At 74.0% G+C, this 18,107-nt stretch carries 22 protein-coding genes and 1 tRNA gene; 12 read left to right on the top strand and 11 right to left on the bottom strand.

The genetic code is table 11. The features are described from left to right. The first annotated feature begins 16 nt into the window (after positions 1–16). From ACFY23_RS13640 to ACFY23_RS13625, 4 genes are all read left to right on the top strand, one after another. A complete protein-coding gene (locus ACFY23_RS13640) occupies positions 17–829 on the top strand; it encodes a permease-like cell division protein FtsX (protein WP_350683364.1) in 813 nt (270 codons plus the stop codon). 127 nt (positions 830–956) lie between these two features. Further along, positions 957–1,571 (top strand): hypothetical protein, encoded by a 615-nt coding sequence (locus ACFY23_RS13635; RefSeq protein WP_350683366.1) that lies wholly within the window; start codon positions 957–959, stop codon positions 1,569–1,571. 32 nt (positions 1,572–1,603) lie between these two features. Further along, positions 1,604–2,098 carry a hypothetical protein gene (locus tag ACFY23_RS13630; protein ID WP_350683384.1) on the top strand — a complete coding sequence of 165 codons (495 nt, stop codon included), beginning with the start codon at positions 1,604–1,606 and terminating at the stop codon, positions 2,096–2,098. A gap of 172 nt (positions 2,099–2,270) precedes the next feature. After that, positions 2,271–2,822 (top strand): hypothetical protein, encoded by a 552-nt coding sequence (locus ACFY23_RS13625; RefSeq protein WP_350683368.1) that lies wholly within the window; start codon positions 2,271–2,273, stop codon positions 2,820–2,822. Between the two features lie 69 nt (positions 2,823–2,891). Here the strand turns inward: ACFY23_RS13625 and ACFY23_RS13620 are convergent, their stop codons facing one another. Both ACFY23_RS13620 and ACFY23_RS13615 read right to left on the bottom strand, forming a co-directional pair. After that, positions 2,892–3,326, bottom strand: a complete 435-nt coding sequence (locus ACFY23_RS13620; RefSeq protein ID WP_350683370.1) for a hypothetical protein — start codon at positions 3,324–3,326, stop codon at positions 2,892–2,894. A 152-nt stretch (positions 3,327–3,478) separates the two neighbouring features. Further along, positions 3,479–3,565, bottom strand: a tRNA-Ser gene (locus ACFY23_RS13615). A gap of 75 nt (positions 3,566–3,640) precedes the next feature. On the opposite strand from ACFY23_RS13615, the gene deoD reads away from it, so the two are divergent. From deoD to ACFY23_RS13600, 3 genes are all read left to right on the top strand, one after another. Beyond that, positions 3,641–4,348, top strand: coding sequence for a purine-nucleoside phosphorylase (gene deoD, locus ACFY23_RS13610; RefSeq protein ID WP_350683372.1), 708 nt, complete (start codon positions 3,641–3,643; stop codon positions 4,346–4,348). A 125-nt stretch (positions 4,349–4,473) separates the two neighbouring features. Then, positions 4,474–5,112 carry a TetR/AcrR family transcriptional regulator gene (locus ACFY23_RS13605; protein ID WP_350683374.1) on the top strand — a complete coding sequence of 213 codons (639 nt, stop codon included), beginning with the start codon at positions 4,474–4,476 and terminating at the stop codon, positions 5,110–5,112. Then, positions 5,109–5,576, top strand: a complete 468-nt coding sequence (locus ACFY23_RS13600) for a hotdog domain-containing protein (RefSeq protein WP_350683376.1) — start codon at positions 5,109–5,111, stop codon at positions 5,574–5,576. Before ACFY23_RS13605 ends, ACFY23_RS13600 begins: the two co-directional genes overlap by 4 nt. Positions 5,577–5,688: 112 nt before the next feature. On the opposite strand, the gene ACFY23_RS13595 is transcribed toward ACFY23_RS13600, so the two are convergent. From ACFY23_RS13595 to ACFY23_RS13580, 4 genes are read right to left on the bottom strand one after another with little or no spacing between them, the layout of a single operon-like run. Then, positions 5,689–6,933: an ABC transporter permease gene (locus tag ACFY23_RS13595; protein WP_387035946.1), complete on the bottom strand. Its 1,245-nt coding sequence runs from the start codon at positions 6,931–6,933 to the stop codon at positions 5,689–5,691. Beyond that, positions 6,933–7,631 carry an ABC transporter ATP-binding protein gene (locus tag ACFY23_RS13590; protein ID WP_350679047.1) on the bottom strand — a complete coding sequence of 233 codons (699 nt, stop codon included), beginning with the start codon at positions 7,629–7,631 and terminating at the stop codon, positions 6,933–6,935. The genes ACFY23_RS13595 and ACFY23_RS13590 overlap by 1 nt, the downstream gene beginning before the upstream one ends. Next, positions 7,628–8,710 (bottom strand): peptidoglycan-binding protein, encoded by a 1,083-nt coding sequence (locus ACFY23_RS13585; RefSeq protein ID WP_350679045.1) that lies wholly within the window; start codon positions 8,708–8,710, stop codon positions 7,628–7,630. Before ACFY23_RS13585 ends, ACFY23_RS13590 begins: the two co-directional genes overlap by 4 nt. Further along, complete coding sequence (locus ACFY23_RS13580; protein WP_350679043.1) at positions 8,707–9,234, bottom strand: hypothetical protein; 528 nt, start codon at positions 9,232–9,234, stop codon at positions 8,707–8,709. Before ACFY23_RS13580 ends, ACFY23_RS13585 begins: the two co-directional genes overlap by 4 nt. A gap of 159 nt (positions 9,235–9,393) precedes the next feature. Here ACFY23_RS13580 and ACFY23_RS13575 point away from each other — a divergent pair, with 159 nt between their 5' ends. Both ACFY23_RS13575 and ACFY23_RS13570 read left to right on the top strand, forming a co-directional pair. Continuing rightward, positions 9,394–10,050, top strand: coding sequence for a response regulator transcription factor (locus ACFY23_RS13575; RefSeq protein ID WP_350679041.1), 657 nt, complete (start codon positions 9,394–9,396; stop codon positions 10,048–10,050). Continuing rightward, positions 10,047–11,210, top strand: a complete 1,164-nt coding sequence (locus ACFY23_RS13570; protein WP_350679039.1) for a HAMP domain-containing sensor histidine kinase — start codon at positions 10,047–10,049, stop codon at positions 11,208–11,210. Before ACFY23_RS13575 ends, ACFY23_RS13570 begins: the two co-directional genes overlap by 4 nt. 20 nt (positions 11,211–11,230) lie before the next feature. Here ACFY23_RS13570 and ACFY23_RS13565 read toward each other — a convergent pair whose 3' ends face one another. From ACFY23_RS13565 to ACFY23_RS13550, 4 genes are all read right to left on the bottom strand, one after another. Beyond that, complete coding sequence (locus tag ACFY23_RS13565; RefSeq protein WP_350679082.1) at positions 11,231–11,683, bottom strand: nucleoside deaminase; 453 nt, start codon at positions 11,681–11,683, stop codon at positions 11,231–11,233. Between the two features lie 193 nt (positions 11,684–11,876). Next, complete coding sequence (locus tag ACFY23_RS13560; protein WP_350679037.1) at positions 11,877–12,404, bottom strand: tRNA adenosine deaminase-associated protein; 528 nt, start codon at positions 12,402–12,404, stop codon at positions 11,877–11,879. Positions 12,405–12,518: 114 nt separating this feature from the next. Then, complete coding sequence (locus tag ACFY23_RS13555; protein WP_176737346.1) at positions 12,519–12,686, bottom strand: hypothetical protein; 168 nt, start codon at positions 12,684–12,686, stop codon at positions 12,519–12,521. Positions 12,687–12,798: 112 nt separating this feature from the next. Further along, positions 12,799–13,185 carry a hypothetical protein gene (locus tag ACFY23_RS13550; protein WP_350679034.1) on the bottom strand — a complete coding sequence of 129 codons (387 nt, stop codon included), beginning with the start codon at positions 13,183–13,185 and terminating at the stop codon, positions 12,799–12,801. A gap of 61 nt (positions 13,186–13,246) precedes the next feature. Between ACFY23_RS13550 and ACFY23_RS13545 the strand changes: the two genes are divergently transcribed. Together ACFY23_RS13545 and ACFY23_RS13540 are read left to right on the top strand one after the other, a co-directional pair. Beyond that, on the top strand, positions 13,247–13,996 hold the full coding sequence (locus tag ACFY23_RS13545) for a peptidoglycan DD-metalloendopeptidase family protein (RefSeq protein WP_350679032.1): 750 nt from the start codon (positions 13,247–13,249) through the stop codon (positions 13,994–13,996). Between the two features lie 60 nt (positions 13,997–14,056). Next, positions 14,057–15,133, top strand: a complete 1,077-nt coding sequence (locus tag ACFY23_RS13540) for a PHP domain-containing protein (RefSeq protein ID WP_350679030.1) — start codon at positions 14,057–14,059, stop codon at positions 15,131–15,133. A 75-nt stretch (positions 15,134–15,208) separates the two neighbouring features. On the opposite strand, the gene ACFY23_RS13535 is transcribed toward ACFY23_RS13540, so the two are convergent. Beyond that, positions 15,209–16,189, bottom strand: coding sequence for a DMT family transporter (locus ACFY23_RS13535; protein ID WP_350679028.1), 981 nt, complete (start codon positions 16,187–16,189; stop codon positions 15,209–15,211). Positions 16,190–16,425: 236 nt separating this feature from the next. Between ACFY23_RS13535 and ACFY23_RS13530 the strand changes: the two genes are divergently transcribed. Further along, on the top strand, positions 16,426–18,096 hold the full coding sequence (locus ACFY23_RS13530; protein WP_350679026.1) for a DUF885 domain-containing protein: 1,671 nt from the start codon (positions 16,426–16,428) through the stop codon (positions 18,094–18,096). Positions 18,097–18,107 lie beyond the last annotated feature (11 nt).

The raw sequence follows: 18,107 nt of genomic DNA, 5'->3' as shown, positions 1-18,107 counted from the left end.
CGTTAGGGTGCTCGGAATGCGTAGATCGGCTGCCGCACTGGCAGTGCTCCTGGTTGCTGCCGCGCAGTTGTCCGCCTGCACTCGAGAGGTGCCGCCGGAGGACCGGCCGGAGAACCTGCTGGTAAGCGTGTTCCTCGACGCCGACGCCACCCCGGCGCAGAGCAAGGCCGTCGAGGACCGGCTGCGGGCGGTGCCCGACATCGTCGACCTCAGCTTCGTCAGCCGGCAGGCGGCGTACGAGAAAATCAAGGCGGACACGGCGGACCGGCCCGATCTGTTGGAGTCCGTCAAGCCCGAGCACATGCCGGAGTCCTGGGCGCTCACGGTGGCGAGCCGTCCCGCCTTCGAGCGCCTCTACCGCGGGCCGCTCCGCGGCGACCTGCGGCAGCTCGACGGCGTCGACTCGGTCGTCTTCCGGGGCAAGAAGGCGCAGGCGTCGGTGGCCGAATGCGTCATGACGACCCGGACGATGGCGAATCCGGCACCCCAGCTCGACATCGCCGTCTTCCTCACCATGGACACCTCCGGGGAGGAGAAGCAGGCGATCGAGTCGCGGCTGCGGGCCGTGCCCGGCGCGAGCGACGTCCGGCTCCGCAGCCGCGAGGAGGGGTACGAGATCCTCAAGAAGACGTACCGGGACATCGCCCCCGGCATCGCGGCCTCGGCCGGCCCGGAGGACCTGCCAGAGGTGCTGGTGCTGACGATGGTCGACCGTCCGGCGGTCTTCCGGGCCAACGACGACCGGGTCGACGAGCAGATCTGCCGGATGGCCGGCGTCGACCGGGTCATCGTCCCGCCCAAGCCACTGGCCAGCCGCGCCACCTCGTGACCGGGGTCGGCACTCGTGACCGGGTGGCCGGCGGCGGGCGGGCGGGTACCGTGCGGATGATCGGCGGCGGAGCCGGATCCGTCGTACACATGTTCCATCCACAGGCTGTGGACGGCGGAGGGCTCCGATGGCTTACCAGCTCAGCGCGGTCGTCGCGGACGCCGAGCTGCTCCGCGAGCAGACCGCCGACCTCGACCACGCGGTCCTCGGCGAGCTGCGCCAGGACTTCGCGCTGCTGCCGGTCACCCCGCAACTGGTCGAGGAACTGACCGGGGCGCTGCCCGACTTCTCCGTGGCGGAACGGTCGCCGGCGGAGCCGTTCCACCTGGTGCTCTCGGCCGCCCTCGCCGGGGTCCTCGCGGGCTGGTCGCGGTCGGGTCCGGTGGCGTACCTGGAGGCGGAGTTCGCCGGTGGCGCCGGCTACCAGTCGGCGGTGGTGTGGCTCGGCGGCGGGGTGAGCTGGGGGCCGCGCGTCGACCGCCTCTTCGACGGGCCGCGGTCGGAGTGGCCGCTCAACGCCGCGCTCGCCCGGCTCGGCGCGGAGCCCGGCGCGTGGATCGATCCGTTCGCCGAGCTGGGCCTGCACGTCGAGCGGAGCACCGCCGGGTGGCTGGCGCACGGCCGCCGGCGGCTGAGCGCCGACTACTGGGACGAGCTGGCCGAGGAGTGGGAAAACCGGCAATCTGAGGACGAGCAGCAACCTGAGCGCCCCGGGCCCGTTGGGGACTGGGGGATTCCATGAAATTGCGACAATTCGCCTTCATCGCGGCGCTGCTGACGGCTGCCTCGATCGCGGGCAGTGGTGCGCGCCCGCCGCTGCCCGAAGTGGACGGTCGGCCCGCCGGGGCCGTCGACGTGGTCGGCCTGCACGGGCTCGGCAACGTCGAGTTCGGCGACACCGAGGACGAGCTGACCCGGCGCGGCATCCTGCGTACCGACGTCGACGCCTGCGGCCCGTCCCTCGCCGGGCACGACACGACCAGCCCGATCTTCGTCGAGGACCGGCTCGTGCTGCTCTGGCTCGGCGACGCGACGCGCACCCCGGAGGGCGTTACCGCCGGCAGCCCGGTCGACGAGGTCTGGAGCCGCTACCCGTCGGTGCGCGAGCTGGCGGCTCCACACGGGACACACCGGTTCGACGGGCTGCTCGCCCGGCAGGGCGATCGCGCGTACCTGTTCCTGCACGACGGGCGCGCGGTCCGCAAAATCATCGTCGGGTACGCCGAGTGGGCCCAGCGCCTCTTCGAGGAGGGCCACAGCCCCTGCTGAACACCCGCACCTCGGACACGGACCGGCCGGGCGTTTCCACGATGCGTCACCCGATTCGGGGCATCCTGGCACTCGCCGCCACGACCCTCTTCGTGCGGACCTCCCGGGCACAGACCGGGCCGCCCGTGACCCTCACGGATTGGGCCGTGGAGTGCCGGGTAACCGGCCGTCCATGGCGCGGTACACGAAGCCCGAGCTCAGAGAGCAGCTCAAGGAAGAGATCATGGCTTCCGACAAGGGCGGCAGGCCGGGGCAGTGGTCGGCGCGCAAGTCGCAACGGCTCACCAAGGAGTACCAGAAACGCGGCGGGGGCTACGAGGGCCCGAAGGACGAGCGGCAGAAGTCCCTGCAACGTTGGGGCGGCGAGCACTGGCAGACCAGGGAGGGCGACACCCGGGCGCGTCACGGCGACGAGACGAGTCGTTACCTGCCCGAAAAGGCCTGGGAGCAGCTCTCCGACGAGGATCGGCGCGCGACCGACGCCAAGAAGCGGAAGGCGTCGAAGTCCGGCAGGCAGTACGTCGCCAACACCGAGCCGGCGAAGCGGGCGCGCCGGGACGCCACGTCGGTCGGGCGGCTGTCGGAGCTGCCGGTCGCCGAGGCGGCCAAGCTCGTCCGGGGCCTCGACACGGGCCAGCTCAGGGCGGCACTGCGGAACGAACGCGACGGCAAGGGTCGCAAGACGCTCATCCAGCGGCTGGAGTCGGAACTCGATCGGCGCTGACCGACGAATGGCGGCATGCATCCGCGGACCGTGGGCGCCCGGCGACTTGCCAGGTCCGGTCGGTTCCCGCTACGTCCGGCGCCGGTTGGCGATCGCGTGGACCAGGATGGCCACCCAGCCGATCGCGGCAAGCGCGCCGGCCACGGCGAGCCCGGTGAAGAGCAGCCAACTGCTGCCGCCCTGGGCGGCGAAGACACCCCTGCGGGCGCCGGTGTCGCGGGCAGCCACGGTGGCCCCCGAGGTCAACCCTTCCGGCCCGTCGTAGACGATGACGTCGTTACGCGGCGTCCCGCCCCCGTCCGGGACGAAGTCGCCGTGCCAGGTGCAGTTGCGGCCGCACTTCTCGTAACGCGCGGTGAATGTGCCCGCCGTGCCGTCACCGGACTTCGCCTGCCAGGCCGGAGCGACGTCGGGCACGGCGAGGGCCAGTCCGAGGAGGGCGAGGAGAGGAAGCCCGGCCCAGAGCAGGAACTTCATCCCCCAGCCAGCTGTCCCATTCGCCACGAGCACACCGTAACGAGATCGGTCCAGCGGCCTCTGCTCCGGGACACCCCGACGGAAAAGCCGAAACCGGCCCCTTGAGCACCAACTGGGACCACAAGCGGAACGCCCGCCCGATCCTCGCGGATCGACCGGGCGTTCTCGCTTGTCACGAGCGGTGGCGGCGGGATTTGAACCCGCGGAGGGCGTAAACCCTCACACGCTTTCGAGGCGTGCTCCTTAGGCCACTCGGACACGCCACCGCCGACGAGGGTACAGGACCGCGGGTCTGGATGCCGAACCGGTATCCCCGCCTCCGGCCTGGCAGGATCTTCGCCATGAGTACGCACATCGGCGCGAAGCCGGGAGAGATCGCCGAGCGGGTCCTGATGCCGGGCGACCCGCTGCGGGCCAAGTGGATCGCGGAGACCTACCTCGAGGACGCCAAGTGCTACTCGACGGTCCGGGGCATGCTGGGCTTCACCGGCCGCTGGAACGGCGTGGAGGTCTCCGTCCAGGGCTCCGGCATGGGCATGCCCTCCGCCTCCATCTACGCCCACGAGCTGGTCAACGAGTACGGCGTGAAGAGCCTGATCCGGGTCGGCTCCTGTGGCGCCCTGACCGAGGACCTGCGGCTGCGCGACGTGATCGCCGCGATCGGCTCCTCCACCGACTCGAACATGAACCGGATGCGCTTCGACGGGCTGATCGACTACGCCCCGGTCGCGGACTTCGGGCTGCTGCGTACGTCGGTCGAGGTGGCCGACCGGCGCGGCATCGCCATGCGGGTGGGCCCGATCCTGGCGGCGGACGCCTTCTACACCGACCGCCCGGACCTCTACGACACCCTCGCCGACTACGGCGTGCTGGCGGTGGAGATGGAGTCGGCGGCGCTCTACACCATCGCGGCCCGGTTCAAGGCCCGCGCGCTGACCCTGCTGACGGTCAGCGACCACATCAAGACGGGCGAGAAGACGACCTCCGAGGAGCGCGAGCAGACCTTCAGCCAGATGGTCGAGATCGCCCTGGACACGATCGTCGCCTGATCCCCTCTCCTTCGGCACCCGCCGCCCCGTCGTCCCCTGGACGGCGGGGCGGCGTCGTTTGAGCGTGACCACCGTCACGCGGCAAAACTATACGACCGGTCGTGCTTATTTATTAGCCTCTGCCCATGACACTCGACGGACGGGTCGCGCGGGGCGACCGGACCCGCACGGCCGCGCTGGACGCCGCCGTGGTGCTGGCCACCGAGGTCGGCCTGCACGGGCTCTCCCTCGCCCAGCTCGCCGACACGCTCGGGGTCAGCAAGTCCGGGCTGTTCGCGCACTGGCGCTCCAAGGAGGCGCTCCAGCTCGCCACCATCGACCGGGCCGTGGAGCAGTGGCAGGAGCGGATCGTCGCCCCGGCCCTGCGCGCCCCCGGCGGCGTACGGCGGCTCTGGGCGTTGCACCAGGCCCGGATCGACTTCTACGCCGCCCGGGTGCTCCCCGGCGGCTGCTTCTTCGCCAGCACCGACTTCGAGTACAACGCCCGCCCCGGCCCCGTCCGGGACCGGCTCGCCGAGGTGTTCGGCCGCTGGGCCGCGTTCCTCGAACGGCTCGTCCGGGAGGCCGTCGACGCCGGCGAGCTGCCCGCCGACACCGACGTCCCGCAGTTGGCGTACGAAATCGACGCGCTCGGGATCACCGCCGCGCTGCGCTCCCGGCTGCTGGACCCCGACACCGCCTACCGGCACGCCCGCGAGGGCCTGCTGAACCGCCTACGGGCGCTGTGCCCCGACCCCACCCTGCTACCGGAAGGCCGCTCATGAGCCACGCCATCGCCGACCAGCCCGCCGTCGAGTTCGGTCACGTCGAGCCCGTCCCGGTGCACTTCGACGACCTCGACGCCCTCGGCCTCCTGCACAACGCCCGGTACGCGGTGCTGCTGGAACGGGCGCTGACGGCGTACTGGGCCGCCCGCGGCGTCTCGTTCCAGGGCGCGCAGCGCAGCGCCCCCGACGTGTTCCACGCGGTACGCGAGTTCACCATCACCTACCGCGCCCCCATCACCGGCACCGGGCCCGTGGCGGTGCACTTCTGGCTCGAACACTTCGGCACCAGCAGCGCCGAGTACGCCTACCAGTTCCGATCTGTCGACGGCCGGGTGGTGCACGCCGAGGGCCGGCGGGCGATCGTCCGGCTCGACCCGGCCACTCTGCGCCCGGCGCCGTGGACCGAGACCGCGAGGGCGGTGGCCGCCACCCTGCTCCGCCCCGCCCCGAGCCCCGCCTGACGCGGTTCGGGTGCGTCCGCCGGTCGCGCGGGCGACCACGGACGCACCCGAACCGTCAGGCCAGCGCCTCGGGAGCGAGCCGGGCGCCGCCACCACGGCCGCACCCGAACCGTCAGGCCAGCGCCTCCGTGGGGGCGAGCCGGGCGGCGCGGACGGCCGGATACAGGCCGGCGCCACCGCCGATCACCAGAGTCGCGGCCACGCCACCGACCACCGCCCAGGCCGGCACCACGGTCGGCCACCCCTGGGAGAGCGCGTAGCCGGCGGTGACCAGGATGCCGAGCAGCACCCCGCCCGCCCCGCCCAACGCGGAGAGCAACAGCGACTCGGCCAGGAACTGGGTACGAACCTGCCCCCGGGTGGCGCCCAGCGAGCGCCGCAGCCCGATCTCGGCGCGCCGCTCCAGCACCGAGATGACCATGGTGTTGGCCACCCCGACCCCGCCGACCAGCAACGCCACCGCGCCGAGGCCGAGCAGCAGGCCGGTGAACGCCTCGTCGGTGGCCTCCGCGGCCGCCAGCGCTTCCGACGGCCTGGACACCTCCACCTCGTTCGGCGCCTCCGGGTTCGCGGTCGCGCCGAGCACCGACCGGACCGCCTCCACCGACGCCTCCCGCGACCGGGTGTAGACGGTCGTCGGGTGCCCGTCGAAGCCCAGGTACGTCTCTGCGGCCGGCCAGCCGACCAGCGCCGAGCCGTCCAACTCGGGGGCGAGCGGGGCCGGCGCCAGGATGCCGACCACGGTGAACCAGTGCCCGCCGAGGTGCACCTGCACGTCCGGGCCGGCCGCGCCGAGCCCGAGCCGCCGGGCGGCGGCGTCGCCGAGCACCACGGCCGGGTACCGCTCGGTGGCCGCGTTCAGCCAGGTGCCGCTGCGTACGGTCGCGCCGACGGTGTCGACCAGCCCGAGCTGGGCGGCCCGGGTGGCGATGCCGCCCGTCTCGCCCGACGGGATGCGGTCGGAGCGGTAGACCGGGGTCTCCGGCACCTGCCCGGTGGCGGCCACCGCGGTCACCGGCCCGATCCGGCCGATCATGGCGACCGACTCCACCGGTAGCCGCGCCTGCTCGCCGAAGAGCGTGCTGCCCGGGGCCACGGTGAGCAGGTTGGTGCCGAGCCGGTCCAGGGTGCGGTCCAGGTCGGCGCGGGACGACGACGAGATGCCGACCACCGCCACCATCGCCGCGATGCCGATCGCGATGCCCAGGGCGGAGAGGAACGCGCGCAGCGGCCGGGTCCGCAGCCCCACCCCGCCGACCCGGAGCACGTCGGCCGGCCCCAGCCGGGCCGGCACCAGCCGCGGCCGGGTCTCCACCAGCATCAGCCCACGCCGGTCGCGCCGGGTGTCCACCGCCATCAGCACACCCCCTCGGAGACCAGCGCCGCCGGGTCGGCCACCACCCGGCCGTCCCGCATCCGCACCTGCCGCGGCAGCCCGTCGGCGATCTCCCGGTCGTGCGTGATCACCACGACCGTGGTCCCCGCCGCGTGCAACTCGCGCAGCAGCGTCAGCACCCCGGCGCCGGCCGCCGAGTCGAGGTTGCCGGTCGGCTCGTCGGCGAGCAGCACCGCCGGCTCCCCGACCACCGCCCGGGCCACCGCGACCCGCTGCCGCTCGCCGCCGGAGAGCTCGTGCGGCCGGTGCGTCAGCCGGTGCCCGAGCCCCACCCGGTCGAGCGCGGCCTCCGCGCGCCGCCGCCGCTCCCGCCGGGGTACGCCGGCGTAGAGCAGCCCGTCCGCGACGTTGTCCAGCACGGGCGTGCCGGCGGCGAGGTGGAACTGCTGGAAGACGAAGCCGATCCGACGGGCCCGCAGCGCGGCCAGCTGGCGGTCCGGCAGGGTCGCCACGTCGTACCCGTCGATCCGGACCCGGCCGGCGGACGGGCGGTCCAACGTGCCGATCAGGTGCAGCATGGTGGACTTGCCCGACCCCGACGGGCCGACGATCGCCAGGAGTTCGCCGTACCGGATCCGCAGCGACACCTCGCGCAGCGCCACCACCCCGCCCGGGTACGTCCGGCTCACCCCGTCCAGCACGACGGCGTCGGCGGTCATGCCGGCATCCCCACGGTCATGCCCTCGGCGACGTCCGGGCCGCTGATCTCGACCCGGCCGGCGGCGAAGAGCCCGGTCGTGACCGCGACGATCCGACTCCGCCCCGCGTCGACCACCTCCACCCCGTAGCCGCCCTCGGCGAGGGCGAGCAGCGCCGCCACCGGCACGGTGAGCACGTCGGGCCGCTCGGCCGCGGTGAAGGTGACCTCCACGGACGCCTGGTCGTAGCCGGCGAGCTTCGCCGGGTCGGCCACCGACACGGTGACCTCGATCTTCGTCTCGGCCTCGCTGTCCTGCCCCGCCGCGCCGCCGGTGCCGGCGTCGATCACCGTCTGCACGGTCTCGACCTTCCCGTCGACCGGCCCACCGTCGGGCAGGCTGACGGAGACCGCGCCGCCCTTCTTCGCCAGCCGCTGGTCGTCGACCTCCATCTCGACGGTGACCAACCGGCTGGTGCCCGTGTACGTCAACACCGCCTGGCCCGGCTGGGCCGCGTCCCCGGGCGCCGCCTGCTGGCTCTCCACCCGGACCGCGCCGGCCGCGTAGACGATCCGGCCCGGCTCGACCCGGCCGGTCTCGGGCAACCCCAGCTTCTCCTGCCACTGCCGGACCGTGTCGGCGGTGCTGCCGGTGTACTCGTCGTCGACCGTGAAGCCGTCGTGGCCGAGCGCGCGCAGGTTCCGCTCGAACTGCGCGACGTCCGCCCCCTCCACGCCGGGTTCGAGCACCCGGTATGCGGGCAGCGACCCGTAGAGCAGCACCACCGGGTCGTTGTCCACGGCGTAGAGCCGCCCGCCCCGCTTCACCGTCGCACCGGTGTCCGGCACCGCGGTGATCGTCCCGCTCAGCCGGGCGGAGGCGGTGCGGGTGGTGCCGTACCCCAACTCGCCGTCGACGGTCTGGGCGTCGGTCAGCGTCTGCCGGGTGACCGTGGCGGTGGCCGGCGGGGCGGTGTCGGCGGCGGCGGTGCTGCGGTCGGTCCCGTCGAAGCCCACGGCGGCGGCGACACCGACGGCGGCCGCGACCACGACGGCGACGGCCAGCGCGACCGTCCGGAGCCGGAACCGGCGAGCCCTCACCGCGCGGCTCCGGCGAACTTCGGCGCGTACTGCCGGCACTTCTCCATCGCGGCCTTCATCTGCTGGTCGTCGACGTTCATCGAGTCGAGCCGCAGTTGGATGCCGCCGTCCGCGGAGGGGTCCGGGAACTCGGGCACGCCGTTCTCGCGCATGCAGGCGGCCAACTTGCGCATCCGCTCCACCTGCTCCGGGTCGAGCTTCGGCCTCTCCCCGCCGTTCGGCAGGTGCTGCCGGCACTTCTCCATGGCCACCTGCACCTTCCCCGGGTCGGTCTTCTCGTCGAACCGGAACAGCCGGGCGCCGCCCGGCTCCGGGTCCGGCACCTCCACCCCGTTCTCCCGCATGCACTCGGAGAATCTGAGCTGCCGCTCCTCGTCGCTGAGCTGGGTGTCGGCGGAGGCCGACACCGGTTCGGCACCGCCGCCTCCGCCCGCCGTCGCCACCGCCGGCCCGTCGCCCGACCCGCCGCAGCCGGCAACGGCCAGGGCGACCAGCAGCGACACCGCGAGTAGTCCTCGTCGCATGACACGCTTCCTCTCCGGGCCCGGCGGACGTCGCCGGGCACCCCCCGTTCGGCCCGGCGCTGCACCGGGCGTCCCGACCAGTCGACGGCAGGGGGCGTATCCGGGGCGTAACCGGCGGCGTTAACGGCGGCGTTATCCGGGGCGCGGCACCATTGGCGGGTGAGGGTGCTGGTGGTGGAGGACGAGAGCCTGCTCGCGGAGAGCATCGCCGAGTGGCTGCGCCGGGAGGCGTTCGCGGTCGACGTCGCGTACGACGGCGACGCGGCGCTGGAGCGGCTCGGCGTCAACGACTACGACGTGGTCGTCCTCGACCGGGACCTGCCGCTCGTGCACGGCGACGAGGTGTGCCGGGCGATCGTGGACGGCGGCGGGGAGACGCGGGTGCTGATGCTCACCGCGGCGGCGGCCGTCCGGGAGCGGGTGGCCGGTCTGGCGCTCGGCGCCGACGACTACCTGACCAAGCCGTTCGCCCTGGTCGAACTCTCCGCCCGGGTGCACGCGCTGAGCCGGCGGGCCCGCCCAGCCGCACCGCCCACGCTGGCCCGGGCCGGCATCGTGGTCGACCCCGGCCGCCGCGAGGTGCACCGGGACGGCCGGTACGTGCCGCTGTCGCGCAAGGAGTTCGCGGTGCTGGTCGAGCTGCTGCGCGCCGACGGCTCGGTGGTCTCCGCCGAGGAGCTGCTGGAGCGGGCCTGGGACGAGCACATCGACCCGTTCACCAACGTCGTCCGGGTCACCGTGATGAAGCTGCGCCGCAAGCTGGGCGACCCGCCGGTGGTCGAGACCGTGCCCGGTGTGGGATACCGGATCTCGTGAAGCGCCTCTCCCTCCGGGCCCGGCTGACCCTGATCTACGGCGGCCTCTTCCTGGTCGCCGGGTTGGTCCTGCTCGCGGTCACCTACGTACTGGTCGACCAGCGCACGACGCAGCCGTTCGGGATGGCGCTGCGCGACGCCAAGCCGGTCGTCCAGGGGGTGGAGCCGAAGATCGACGAAGCCCAGGCCGAACAGCTGCGGGTGCTGGTCACCAGGGCGCAGGACGACGCCCGGGACCAGACCCTGTACTCGCTGCTCACCCAGGGCGGCATCGCGCTGGCCCTGGTCTCCGTGGTGGCCATCGCGTTCGGCTGGCTGGTCGCCGGCCGGGCGCTGCAACCGCTGCACCAGATCACCGGGACCGCCCGACGGATCGCCGGCGCCGACGTGGCGGGACGCGGGCTGCACGAACGCATCTCGCTCTCCGGGCCACGGGACGAGGTCCGGGAGCTGGCGGACACCTTCGACGACATGGTGGAGCGGCTCGACCGCTCGTTCGACGGGCAGCGCCGGTTCGTCGCGAACGCCTCGCACGAACTGCGCACCCCGCTGGCGCTCAACCGTTCGCTGATCGAGCTGGCCGTCACCCGGCCGGGCGCGTCCGAGGACGTCCGCCGGCTGGGCGAGTTGCTGCTCTCGGTGAACGAGCGGCACGAGCGGCTGATCGACGGTCTGCTCACCCTGGCCGACTCGGAGAACGAACTCACCGCCCGGTCCCGGGTGGACCTGGCCGAGGTGGCCGCGCACGTCGTCGACCAGGCGGTCCGGGCGGGCGCCGGGCCGGTGGTGGACCGGGAGCTGGCGGCGGCGCCGGTCACCGGCGATCCGGTGCTGCTGGAACGGATCACCACCAACCTGGTGGAGAACGCGCTGCGGCACAACCTGCCGACCGGCGGGTGGGTCGGGATCCGCACCAGCGCGGTGGCGGGGCGGTCGACGCTGACCGTGAGCAACACCGGCCCGGTCGTGCCCGGCTACGAGATGGCGGCCATCTTCGAGCCGTTCCGCCGGCTCTCCGGCGAGCGGGTCGGCGGTGGCCGCGGATTCGGCCTCGGATTGTCCATCGTCCGGGCGGCGACCCGGGCGCACGGCGGCACGGTGACGGCCCGGCCCCGCGACGGCGGCGGGCTGGACGTCACGGTCGAGCTGCCGCCCGCCTGACTCGCGACCGGCCGTCTCCCTCAGCGGAAGAAGGCGCGCAGCAGCGCGGCGCTCTCCGACTCCAGGACACCGCCGTAGACCTCCGGCCGGTGGTTGAGCCGACGGTCACGCAGCACGTCCCAGAGCGAGCCGGCGGCTCCGGTCTTCGGCTCCCAGGCCCCGAACACCACTGTGGACACCCGGGCCAGCACGAGCGCGCCCGCGCACATCGTGCAGGGTTCCAGCGTGACCACCAGCGTGCAGCCGTCGAGCCGCCAGCGGCCCAACCGCTCCGCCGCCCGGCGCAGCGCCAGCACCTCGGCGTGCGCCGTCGGGTCGCCGGTCAGCTCCCGCTCGTTGCGCCCGATCGCCAGCTCGGCGCCGTCCGGCCCGTAGAGCACGGCACCGACGGGGATGTCGTCGGAGCCGTCCTGGCCCGCGCCGCCGGGGGGCTCCGCCGGCCCGGTGACGGCGACCTCCAGCGCCCGGCGCATCCACAGCTCGTGCCACTGTCGCCGGCCGGCGCCGTCCGGGTCGGCCAGCCCCTCGTGCGCGCCGGGCCCGACGCGGCCGACCGAGCCCGGGGTCGGCTGCCCCGGCCGTACGGTCTCCAGCGCCGGATCGGTGGCGTCGGACGGCTCCCCGCCGCCGGCCCCCGACCGGCCCGGCCCGACGGAACCGGACGGGTCAGACCTCACGCAGTTCCTCGACCTCGTCGGCGCAGCCGAGCATCAGGCACACCTCGGCGGTCACGTCGGCGGGCATCATGCCCTCCTGCGCGCACAGGTTGAGCAGCTTCTGCGCGGGGATGCCCAGGTCGGCCAGGATGTCGGCGTCGCCGACCGGGTCGGCCTCGGGGTCCACGGCGGGCTGCTCGGCCTCCTCGTCGCCGGAGGGGGCCGGACGCGCCTCGTCGGTGTCGTCCACCCCCGTCACCGAGGTCTTGAGGTCCCCCACCAGCAGGGCGCCCAGCCGGGACTCCTCCGCGTACGCCGAGTCGGAGCCGAAGACCCGCAGGTCCTCCCCCTCGTCCAGGCGCAGGATCACCAGGTACGCGTCGTCCGCCTCGACGAAGAGCAGCGACAGGTCGGCGTCCTGGTCGACGTCGCGCAGCCGGTCGGCGACGTCGTCGACGTCGGTGACGCCCCGCAGGTTCACCTCGGCCGCGGTCCAACCGCTGTCGTCACGCACGACCGCCGCAGCGAAGTACGACACGGTCCCCCCAAAAGCCTCGGCACGCCGACCCGTTACGCGTGCACGTTAGCCGGTCGGGTCGGCAGGCGACCGGTCAACGCCCCGAAGCGCCGGTCAATCCTGCGGAAACTCTCGTCAGCCGGCAATGCGACGGCGCGTGGCGATGAGCTCCCGCAGCCGCTCGCTCCGCACCCGCTGCGGCCGCTCGCGCTGGCGGACCGCCCGGGCACCCGCCAACTCGGCGAGGAGCTGCTGGCGGCGACGGCTGCGCTCGGGATCGAGCCGCGGAGTGGTCCAGGCCATACCGCCGAGGGTGCCGAGTCCCGGCGGCCACGTCAAGACGGGATTCGCTGCGCAGCCGGCCCGCGACGCAGCGCAGCCGCGCCCGCCGCCCCGGACCCACCCGTGACCGGGCCTACCAGAGCGGCCAGTTCCCGCTCGACGCCCAGCGCAGCGCCACGAGGGCGGCGGCGATGCTCCACCCGCCGGCCGTGACGATCGCGACCCCGGTGGCCACCCCCCGGTCGCCGGCGCGGACCAGCAGCAGCGCCGCCAGCCAGGCCAGGCCGCCGGCCACCGCCGTCCACCAGGCGTACTCGGACACGCTGCGGCCGAGCAGGCCGAACAGGAGCAGCCAGACGGCCGTCGCGCCGCCGCCCACGGCGACGCCCACGCCGGTGACCGGGTGCGGCTCGCGGTAGGTGGGCCGCGACGGCGGCCCGGCGGGGAAGAGCCCCGAGGGGGCACGCGGCACCGGGCGGAAGTCCGGGTCGGGCGGGAAGGCGTACTGACCGGTTGTCACCTGTCCCTCCCCTCTGCCGTGTGGCCTCGTCCCACCGTACCGACTCTGTCAGGATGTCCGGATGCCCTCGCCGACGATCCGACGCCGCCGCGCGCGTCCGGCGTACCCGGTCCTGCTGCTGCTCGTGCCGGCGCTGGCCGCCGGCTGCGCGACGAGCCGGCCCGGGACGGCACCCGGCACCCCCCGCCCGAGCCTGCCGGCCACGGCCGGGCAGCCGGCGCCGTCGTCCGCCGCCCCGACCGACGCCGCCCCGACCGGCCCGTCGGCGGCGCCGACCCGTGCCGGGCTGCCGCACGTCTTTCCGGTACGCGCGGCGGACGTCGCCTACCACCCGACCCACTCGGCCTACCCCGGGACGGACATCTTCGCCGACTGTGGCGAGCCGGTGGTGGCGGTGACCGACGGCGTCGTCCTGGAGGTCAGCCGGGTGGACCGGTTCGACAGGCGGGGGCCGCGGGGGCCCTACAACGGCGGGCTGTCGGTCTCGCTGCTCGGCGACGACGGGGTGCGCTACTACGGCTCGCACCTGCGCCGGATCGCCGACGGGATCGACGCCGGCGTGCGGGTACGGGCGGGGCAGCGGCTCGGCGAGGTCGGCCGGACGGGCAACGCCAACAACGTCTGCCACCTGCACTTCGGCATCTCCCCGCCCTGCACCGGCCGGGACGGCTGGTGGATCCGGCGCGGCGTGGTCTGGCCGGCGCCCTACCTGGACTCGTGGCGGCGCAACGGCAACCGCGAGCCGGCCGCCGAGGTGGCCGCGTGGCACCGCCGGCACGGCTGCCCGAAGGCCCCGGCGACGACCGGCTGACCCGTCACGCGCCGCCGACCGTCCCTGCGACCGGCGGCACGGAGGCGTATTTTGCATGGAATGAGCGCCCGGGACCCGATCGCCGATCTCCGCCGGATCGCATTCCTCTTGGAGCGGGCGAACGAAGCGACCTACCGGGTCCGGGCGTTCCGGTCGGCGGCCACGGCCCTCGCCGCGCTGCCGGCGAGGGAGGTGGCCGAGCGGGCCCGCACCGGCAAGCTCACCGAGCTGTCCGGGGTCGGCGACGTCACCGCCCGCTGCGTCGCCGAGTCGCTCGCCGGCGAGGAGCCGGTCTACCTGCGCCGGCTGGTCGCCACCGAGGGCACCGACCTGGACGCGGCGGCGACCGCCCTGCGCACCGCGCTGCGCGGCGACTGCCACACCCACTCCGACTGGTCCGACGGCGGCTCCCCCATCGAGGAGATGGCGCTCGCCGCGGTCGAGCTGGGCCACGAGTACATGGTGCTGACCGACCACTCGCCCCGGCTGAAGGTGGCCCGGGGCCTGACCGCCGACCGCCTGCGCCGCCAGCTCGACCACGTGGCGAAGGTCAACGAGGCGCTGCCGGAGGGCTTCCGGATCCTGACCGGCATCGAGGTCGACATCCTCGCCGACGGTTCGCTGGACCAGGACGAGAAGCTGCTGGCCCGCCTCGACGTGGTGGTCGGCTCGGTGCACAGCGGCCTGAACGACGAGCGGGCGAAGATGACCCGGCGGATGCTGGCCGCGATCGCGAACCCGCACCTGGACATCCTGGGCCACTGCACCGGGCGGATGGTGTCGTCCCGGCCCGCCGGCGTGAAGGGGCCGGGCGACCGGGCGCACCGGCCGCGTACCCGGTCGGAGAGCGACTTCGACGCGGACGCCGTCTTCGCCGCGTGCGCCGAGCGCGGGGTGGCCATCGAGATCAACTCCCGGCCGGAGCGGCAGGACCCGCCGAAGCGGCTGATCCGCCGGGCTCTGGAGGCCGGCTGCGACTTCGCCATCAACACCGACGCGCACGCCCCCGGGCAGCTCGACTGGCAGCGGTTCGGCTGCGAGCGCGCCGCCCTCTGCGGGGTGCCCGCCGACCGGGTGGTCAACACGTGGGACGCCGACCGGCTAATCGACTGGGCGCGCGAGCACGCCGCGCGCTGAGCGTCGCCTCGCCGGCCAACCCGGCCCTGGTCCGGGTGCCCGCCGGCAGGGGCGGTGCGGGGCGGCCGGGACCGCTCAGCGGTGGGTGGCCGGCACGGTGGCCGGGGCGGGCGGCGCGGCGACATCGGCCGCCGCCGGCCGACGGCGGCCGACCAGGCCCTGCGAGACGGCGACGCCGAGCAGCACGACCAGCGCACCGACCGGCTGGTGCCAGGTGAGCCGCTCGCCGAGGGCGAGGGCGCCGATCAGCACCGCGAAGACCGGGATCAGGTAGGTCACGGTGGAGGCGGTGCTCGCCCCGGCGACCCGGATGTTGCGCATGTTGATCACGAAGGCGAGCCCGGTGCCGAGCGCGCCGAGCGCCAGCACGCTGGCGACCACCTCGGGCGAGAGGCCGGTCGGCACCGGGGGCGCTCCGGCGACGATCGGCGCGACGATCGCGAGCTGGGCCGCCGCCACCAACAACTGCGCCGCCGAGAGCGAGAGCCCGGAGTGCGCGCTGCCGGCGATGAACTTCTTCTGGTACGGGATGGCGACGCCGTAACAGGCGGCCGCGCCGAAGCACATCAACTGCCCGACGAAGTGCGCCCCGCCCACGCCCTGCCAGACGCCGAGCACCACCAGCACGCCGACGAAGCCCAGCGCCAACCCGACCGCCCGGCGTACGGTCAGCCGCTCGGTGCGGAACACCAGCACCGCCAGCGGCAGCACGATCAGCGGGGTGGTCGCGTTCCAGATGCCGGCCAGCATCGACTCGACCCGCTGCTCGCCGTAGCCGAAGAGGGTGAACGGCACGGCCACGCCGAACGCGGCGACCACGGTCAGGTGCGCCCAGACCCGGGGCTCGGTGGGCAGCCGGTCACGGAACACGGCGAGCACCACCAGCAGCGTCACCGCGCCGGCGCCGACCCGGTAGAGGGTGAGGTGCAGCGGATGCAGCTCCTCGACGCCGACCTTGATGAACAGGAAGCTGGAACCCCAGATCGCCGCCAACGCGACGAACCCGGGCAGCCAGCTCCGCAGCGCCGCCCGGTCAGGGGTGATATCCGCTGTCACTCCTGACACTCTGCCGCAGCCGTCCGACAATGTCCCGCAACTTTCTCCACGCCGTGTCCACCACCACAGCGACCGTCCTACCGGTCGGGATCGCGCCGGTCGGCACCGCCGCCGGGGCGTCCTCGCGGGCGCCGGGCCGGCGCGCCGCCATCTGTCCGGACCGACCGCGCGACCGCCGCCCTGAACACCGCAAACACGCTCGACAACCCGGCGGCCGCGTCGCGTAGGGTCGCAGCGTGGGACGAATCGATGACCTCGCGAACCGGTACGTGGCCGAGTGGGCGCCCCTGAGCCCGACCGGCGCCACCTACGTCGGCATCGCCGGCTACGACGGCCAGCTCGACGACCTGTCTCCGGACGGGTACGCGGCCCGGGCCGGGCTGATCCGACAGACCCTGGCCGACCTGGACGTGACCGAGCCGGAATCAGAGTCGGAACGGACCGCCAAGGAGGCCATGCAGGAGCGGCTCGGCCTCGACCTCGCCCGCTACGAGGCGGGCGAGACGACCAGCGAGGTGAACGTGATCGCCAGCGGCCTGCACGAGGTCCGCATGGTGTTCGACCTGATGCCCACCGAGGGCGACGACGCCAGGGCCAACATCGCCGCCCGGCTGAACGGCTTCGCGGGCGCGCTGGAGGGCTACAAGGCGACCCTGCGCGAGGCGGCCGCCGCCGGCCACGTCAGCTCCCGGGCGCAGTTGGTCGAGGTCGCCAAGCAGTGCGACATCTGGACCGACCCGAACGGCGACAACTTCTTCCACGGTCTGGTCGAGCGGCTGGGCGCCGACGGCAGCCTCGGCGCGGAGCTGCGCCGGGGCGCGGCGGCGGCGACGGGGGCGACCGCCGAGTTCGGGCAGTTCCTCCGCACCGAGCTGGCCCCGCTGGGCCGGGAGAAGCAGGCCGCCGGCCGCGAGCGCTACGAGCTGGCCTCGCAGTACTTCCTGGGCGCCAAGGTCGACCTCGACGAGACGTACGCCTGGGGCTTCGAGGAGCTGGCCCGGCTGGAGGCCGACATGCGGGCGGTGGCCGCCCGGATCGTCGGCCCCGGCGCGACCATCGACGAGGCGGTGGCGGCGCTGGACGCCGACCCGGCCCGCACCATCCAGGGCAAGGAGGCGTTCCGGGACTGGATGCAGGCACTCGCCGACAAGGCGATCAGCGACCTGCACGGCACCCACTTCGACATCCCGGAGCAGGTCCGCCGCATCGAGTGCTGCCTCGCCCCGACCAGCGACGGCGCGATCTACTACACCGGCCCGAGCGAGGACTTCTCCCGGCCCGGTCGCATGTGGTGGGCGGTGCCGCAGGGCGTCACGGACTTCTCCACCTGGCGTGAGGTGACCACCGTCTACCACGAGGGCGTGCCGGGTCACCACCTCCAGGTCGCCCAGACCGCCGTCCGCGCCGAACTGCTCAACCGCTGGCAGCGGCTGCTCTGCTGGGTCTCCGGGCACGGCGAGGGCTGGGCGCTCTACTCGGAGCGGCTGATGGACGAGCTGGGCTACCTGGACGACCCGGGCGACAAGCTCGGCATGCTGGACGGGCAGGCGTTCCGGGCCGCCCGGGTGATCGTCGACATCGGCATGCACCTGGAGCTGGAGATCCCGAAGGACAACCCGTTCGGCTTCCACCCGGGCGAGCGCTGGACGCCGGAGCTGGGCTGGGAGTTCATGCGGGCGCACTGCCGGGTGCCGGACGAGAACCTGCGCTTCGAGCTGAACCGCTACCTCGGCTGGCCGGGGCAGGCCCCCTCGTACAAGGTGGGCGAGCGGATCTGGCTCCAGGCCCGCGACGAGGCGAAGGCCCGCAAGGGCGCCGACTTCGACCTGAAGGAGTTCCACCGCCAGGCGCTCGACCTGGGCTCGCTCGGGCTCGACCCGCTGCGCCGGGCGCTCGCCCGCCTCTGACACGGACGGGG

The organism is Micromonospora sp. NPDC000121, assembly GCF_042899165.1.
GTDB lineage: Bacteria > Actinomycetota > Actinomycetes > Mycobacteriales > Micromonosporaceae > Micromonospora.
This window is presented reverse-complemented; position numbering and strand designations above follow the sequence as displayed.